Consider the following 6,367-nt stretch of genomic DNA (forward strand, 5'->3'; position numbering starts at 1 on the left):
CCGGAACAATGCAGTGGAAGCATGTGCGTAAGGCCGCCTTATGCGCGGCCGTCGGCGGGCTGCTGCTCACCGCCAGGCCCGCCGTCGCCGCCCAGCCGGACGGGCTGGACAAGGCGTTCGCCGACGCGACAGCGGAATACCAGGTCCCCAAGGACCTGCTCGTGGCGGTCGGTTACGGTGAGACGCATCTCGACGGCCACAACGGCGCACCCAGCAGCGACAACGGCTACGGCGTCATGCACCTGGTGAGCAATCCGCAGCACAAGACCCTCGAACAGGCCGCCAAGCTCACCGGCGAGTCCGAGGCCGACCTGAAGAGCGACACCACGGCCAACATCCGCGGCGGCGCGGCGGTCCTGCGCGCCCTCGCCGACCAGGCGGGGCTCGGCGCGTCGAAGCGCAAGGACGTCAACGCCTGGTACCCGGTCGTCGCCCGCTACGGCGGCGCCGCCGACGACCAGGTGGCCCGCCTGTACGCCGACACCGTCTACGGCCTGCTCGCCCAGGGCATCAAGGCCGAGGTCGTCGTCCAGCCGCGCAAGGTGCGGCCGGAGCGCGGCACGTACGAGAAGGTCAGGTCCCTGGCGGCCACCACCGGTGAGCCCCAGGCCGGCATCCTGAGCACCGACTACCCGCCGGCGCACTGGGTCCCCGGCAACGGCAACAACTACTCGCCCGGCCGCTCCAGCCCCATCCGCAAGATCGTCATCCACGTCACGCAGGGCTCCTACGCCGGCACGATCAGCTGGTTCCAGAACCCGTCCGCGCAGGTCAGCGCCCACTACGTGATCCGCTCGTCCGACGGCGACGTCACGCAGATGGTCCGCGACACCGACACCGCCTACCACGCACGGTCCTCGAACGCCGAGGCCCTGGGCATCGAGCACGAGGGCTTCGTGGACAACCCGTCGTGGTTCACCGACGCGATGTACCGCTCGTCGGCCGCCCTGACCCGCTACCTGGCCGACAAGTGGGGCATCCCGCGCACCCGCGCGAACATCGTCGGCCACAACGAGCTCCCCGGCAACGACCACACCGACCCCGGCCCGAACTGGAACTGGGACTACTACATGTCCCTCGTCAACGGTGGTGGCGGCTCGCTCCTGGGCGGTTCTCCGGCGGACTTCGACGGTGACGGCAAGGACGACATCGTCACCTTCACGCACGGCGCGAACGCCGACGTTTATGTGGCGAAGTCGACCGGCAACGCCTTCGACGGCACGTCGGTCAAGTGGCACGACTACTTCGCGCTGAGCGGCGAGGTCCCGCTGACCGGCGACTTCACCGGCGACGGCAAGGACGACATCGTCACCTTCACCCAGGGGGCGAATGCCGATGTCTACGTGGCGCAGTCCACCGGGAACAGCTTCGGGGCGGCGACCAAGTGGCACGACTTCTTCGCGCCGAGCGGTGAAGTGCCGGCGGTCGGTGATTTCGACGGTGACGGCAAGGACGACATCGTCACGTTCACCCGTGGCACGGCCAACGACGTGTACGTGGCCTTGTCCAACGACCACGGATTCGGCGCCGGCGTCAAATGGCATGACTGGTTCGCCTTGAACGGCGAGTTCCCGGCGGTGGGTGATGTCAACGGGGACGGCAAGGACGACATCATCGTCTTCACCCAGGGTTCGACGAATGACGTGTACGTGGCGACGTCCAATGGGACGGGTTTCAACGCCGCGGTGAAGATGCACGACAATTTCGCGCTCGCCGGTGAGCAGCCCCGGATCGCTGATGTGAACGGCGATGGCAAGGACGACATCGTCACGTTCACCAACAACGGCCTCGGTGATGTGTGGGTCGCGATTTCGAACGGTCAGGGCTTCGGTCCGGGCGTGAAGTGGAACGACTGGTTCGCTCCGAACGGCGAGTTCCCCTACACCGGTGATTTCGACGGTGACGGCAAGGACGACATCGTCACCTTCACCAAGGGCGCCACGAATGACGTGTTCGTGGGGTTGTCGAACGGCACCACGGCCTTCGGCGCCGGGGTCAAGTGGCACGACTTCTTCGGTCTCAACGGCGAGACCACCCTGTGAAAGGCACGCGGATGATGCGAAAGCTGCTCGCCGCGCTGGCGACGAGCCTGCTTCTCGTGGCCGCCCCCGTCGCCGTGACAGCGCAGCCCGCTGTCGCGGCGGCGGGAGCCGACAAGGGGCCGATCGGCTGGGACGTGTTCCGTCGCCTCGACCGGCTCCCGTACCTGAGCCCCGGCACCCAGACCCGGCAGTTCTCCAGCTTCGACCGGGCCGGCGCCAACTTCCAGGACGGGTTCGGCGGCGTGTACTCCTGCCTGCGCACCTCGGGAAGTCAGTGCGTGATCGCCGAGGACGCGGGCGCCGGCGAGATCTCCTCGATCTGGTTCACCAGGGACGGCGGCGACGTGTCGGCCACCGGCACGATCACCATCGAGCTCGACGGCGCAGTGGTCGTCAGCGCGCCGCTGCAGAGCCTGGTCAACGGGCAGGTCGGCGGGCCGTTCGTCTTCCCGCTGGTGGCCAACGCCGACCAGAGCTCGGGCGGCGTCTACATCAAGGTGCCGATGCCGTACCGCCAGTCCATGCGGGTGTACACGCAGCACAACCCGCTCTTCTACCACGTCACCTACCGGCACTTCCCCGACGCGGAAGGGGTGCGGCGGTTCGACCCCGCCGAGAACGCCTCCGACGTCGTCAACCTGCTGAAGGCGTCCGGCACCCGCGACCCCAAGCCGGCCCGGACCGGCGCGCAGACCGTCACCCAGAAGGCGAGCCTGACGGCGGGGCAGCAGCGCGAGTTCGCCCGGGTGACCGGCTCCGGCGCGATCTCCGCGCTGCGGGTGCGGGTCCCGGACGCGCTGGCCACCGACGACACCCTGGCCGGGCTGCGGCTGCGGCTCGACTTCGACGGCCGGACCACCGTCGACTCGCCGGTCGGCGAGTTCTTCGGCGCCGGACTGGGCGAGTACCCGGTCAAGTCGCTGCTGTTCGCCGTGGACACCGCGGGCGGCGGCTGGTACACCACGTGGTGGCCGATGCCGTACCGGTCCGAGGCCAGGGTCAGCCTGGTCAACGGCGCCGGGCGCACGCTGGACGACCTGGAGGTGCAGGTCACCTCCGCGGCCGACGCCTCCTGGGCGGACGCGCTCGCGCCCGGCGGCCAGGCCGGCTACTTCGCCACCGAGTCGCGGCGCGGCTCGGTCGTCCGTGACTCCGACTGGCTGTTCTCCGACCGCGCGGGACGGGGCAAGTTCGTCGGCGTCTCGCACACCATGAACGGGCTCATCTCCGAAGGTCTCACGCGGGAGTACCTGGAGGGCGACGAGCGCGCATACGTGGACGGCGCGCTGACGCCGCAGCTCCACGGCACCGGGACCGAGGACTTCTACGAGTCCGGCTGGTACTTCAACCGCGGTGAGTTCAACGATCCGCTGGCCGGCAACCCGGCGCACGAGAAGGCCGGCGGCGGCTGCCCGTACGAATGCGACGCCGCGTACCGGCTCATGCTCTCCGACGGCGTGGAGTTCTCCTCCGCGCTCAGGTTCGGCATCGAGCACGGCCCGCAGAACGACAAGCCCGCCACGTACGGCTCCACCGCGTTCCTCTACGCGCAGCCCACCTTCGGCACGCACCGCACGAGCGTCCTCGACGTCGGCGACGCGGCCGGCAGGGCCGCGCACGACTACCGGGAGAGCGGCGCCGCCACCCAGGCCACGCTCGCCTCGGTGTACGAGGGGGACGAGGACCACCAGACCGTGCGCGGGGTGACGCGATCCACGTCGAGCCCCGTGTCGTTCCAGCTCGGCGTGGACGGCGGCAACGCGGGCGTGCTGCTGCGGCGCACCTCCGACCAGGCTGCCGCCGGCCAGGCGGCCCGGGTCCTGGTGGACGGGGTGGACGTCGGCGAGTGGCGGCAGCCGCTCGGCAACGGCACCCAGCGCTGGCTGGCGGACACGTTCGCGCTGCCGGTGAGCGCGACCGCGGGCAAGTCCTCCATCAGGGTCGAGCTGCGGCCCACGGCCGGCGCGCCTCCGTGGAGCGCTGCCCGGTACGCCGCCGACAGCCTCGTCCCGGCGCAGCACGCCGACGACCGGGCGCCCACGGCGAGCGAGGGGCCGTCCCTGGTCGGCGGCGACAGGCACGCGCTGCACCTCACGTGGCGCGAGCCGGACGACGACCTCGGCATCCGCGAATACCGCGTGTACGGCTCCACCTCGCCGTCCGCGCAGAACACGCTGCTCGGCACCACCCGCGCGCCCGGCTTCACCCACGGCCCGCTGGCCGCCGGCGCGACCTGGTACTACCGGGTGGAGGCGGTGGACCTGTCAGGCCGTACGGCCGCCGCCGGGCCGGTCGTCTCCGGCCGCACCGGCACGCCCACCCGCACCGACCTCGACAAGGACGGGCGGGACGACGTGCTGACCTTCACCCGGGGGAGCACCGGCGACGTGTACGCCTCGCTCTCCGACGGGACGAGGTTCGTGCAGGACGGGTGGAAGTGGCATGACTCGTTCGCCGTCGGCCAGGAGATCGCCCTGACGGGTGACTTCGACGGCGACGGCCGCGACGACGCGGTGACGTTCACCCGGGGGAGCGCCGCCGACGTCTTCGTGTCGCTGTCGGACGGTACGAAACTCGTGCAGAACGGCTGGAAGTGGCACGACTACTTCGCCGCCGGCACGGAGATCCCCGCCGTGGGCGACTTCGACGGCGACGGGCGCGACGACATCGCGACCTTCACCCGGGGCGACTCGGGTGACGTCTGGGTGGCCCTGTCGACCGGGTCCGGGTTCGGGGCGTCGCGCAAGTGGCACGACCGCTTCGTGATCGGCGACGAGCTCCCGGCCGTGGGCGACTTCGACGGCGACGGCCGGGACGACGTCGCGGCCTTCACCCGGGGCACGTCCGCCGACGTGTTCGTGGCGCTGTCCAGCGGCAGCGTCTTCCGGCACGACGGGTGGCGCTGGCACGGCAACTTCGCCGTCGGCTCCGAGACGCCCGCCGTCGGCGACTTCGACGGCGACGGGCGCGACGACATCGCGACCTTCACCGGCGGCGCGGCGGCCGACGTCTTCGTGTCGCTGTCCGACGGCGGGAGGTTCGTGGAGAACGCCTGGAAGTGGCACGACAACTTCGCGGGCGGCGACCAGGTCCCGGGCGTCGGCGACGTCAACGCCGACGGCAAGGCCGACGTGATCGCCTTCACGCGGGGCGACGCCGCGGACGTGTTCGTGGCCACCTCGGAGACCGGCCGGTTCCAGCCGACGCCGATCAAGTGGCACGACCACTTCGCCGCCGGCACGGAGTGGCCGCAACCGAGCCAGATCCGCTGACCTGCCTCACGGCACCCGAGCCCGCTCCCGTCCCTCCGGGAGCGGGCTCATCGAGCTGCTTTCGGTGAGTGCCCGCAGGCGCTGGAGCCCGCGGTGTGATGGCGAGCCCGGGGCGGCGGTGTAGAGGACGATGCGATGTTCCCCGCCGGGCAGGGGCAGGACGTCGCAATCCAGCTCCATCACGCCCACCACCGGGTGCATGGCTCGCTTCGTCACGGTCCGCTGCACTTCGATGTCCTGCGCCGCCCACAGCTCGGCGAACAGCGGGCTGGCCGCCGTCAGCTCGTCCACGATCTCCCGTACGTCTGGATCGTCCGGGTAGCGGCCGCTGGCCCGCAGATCGGCGACGGCCTGGCGGGCGTGGTCGGCGTGGTCACTCAGCAGGGCGGGAGCGCCGCCGAACAGCCAGCGCAGCGTGTTGCGACGGCGGGGCGGTCTGGCCGCCGGGTCGCCGATGAGCGCGACCAGCATCCGGTTCCAGGCGAGCAGGTCCCAGCAGACGTTGACGATCACGGCGGGGAACTCCTCGAAGCGATCCAGCAGGCGCCGCGCGTACTCGGGAACCTCCGGCGCGCATCCGGTCCGGACCGCGGCCTGGCCGCCCATCCGCAGCAGATAGTCGTGCTCGTCGCCGGTCAGCCGCAGCGTGCGGCTCAGCGCGGCGAGCACCTGCGCGGACGGCTGCGGCCCGCGGCCCTGCTCCAGCCGGATGTAGTAGTCGACCGAGATCCCGGCCAGCAGCGCGACCTCCTCGCGGCGCAGGCCCGGCGTCTGGCGCCGGCGGCCGGGCGCCAGCCCCGCCTCTTCCGGCCTGACCCGCTCGCGCCTGCTCCGCAGAAAACTGCCCAGCTCGTCCTTTTTCATCGTCTTCCATCATGGCCTGGTATCACGAGTCCCAGGCCCACGGGGGCCTACCCGCCGTCCCGGCCGCGCGGCCAACCTGGTGGCATGACGATTCTGGTGACCGGGGCGCGCGGGCACGTCGCGCGCGGCCTCGTACAACGACTTCTCGCCGCGGGCCGAGACCGGGTTCCGGCCGTCCGCGCGGCCGGC

The 6,367-nt window shown here is 71.1% G+C and carries 3 protein-coding genes; 2 read left to right on the forward strand and 1 reads right to left on the reverse strand.

What is annotated here, in order from left to right; translation table 11 throughout:
* Positions 1–8 precede the first annotated feature (8 nt).
* Together ACWDX9_RS35355 and ACWDX9_RS35360 are read left to right on the forward strand one after the other, a co-directional pair.
* Positions 9–2,042, forward strand: a complete 2,034-nt coding sequence (locus ACWDX9_RS35355) for an N-acetylmuramoyl-L-alanine amidase (protein ID WP_449961779.1) — start codon at positions 9–11, stop codon at positions 2,040–2,042.
* 11 nt (positions 2,043–2,053) lie between these two features.
* The gene (locus ACWDX9_RS35360) at positions 2,054–5,314 is read left to right on the forward strand and encodes a DUF2961 domain-containing protein (protein ID WP_449961782.1); all 3,261 of its coding nucleotides are present in this window, start codon (positions 2,054–2,056) and stop codon (positions 5,312–5,314) included.
* Between the two features lie 6 nt (positions 5,315–5,320).
* Here ACWDX9_RS35360 and ACWDX9_RS35365 read toward each other — a convergent pair whose 3' ends face one another.
* Complete coding sequence (locus ACWDX9_RS35365) at positions 5,321–6,178, reverse strand: helix-turn-helix transcriptional regulator (RefSeq protein ID WP_449961784.1); 858 nt, start codon at positions 6,176–6,178, stop codon at positions 5,321–5,323.
* Positions 6,179–6,367 lie beyond the last annotated feature (189 nt).

This window comes from Nonomuraea sp. NPDC003201 (genome assembly GCF_053590415.1).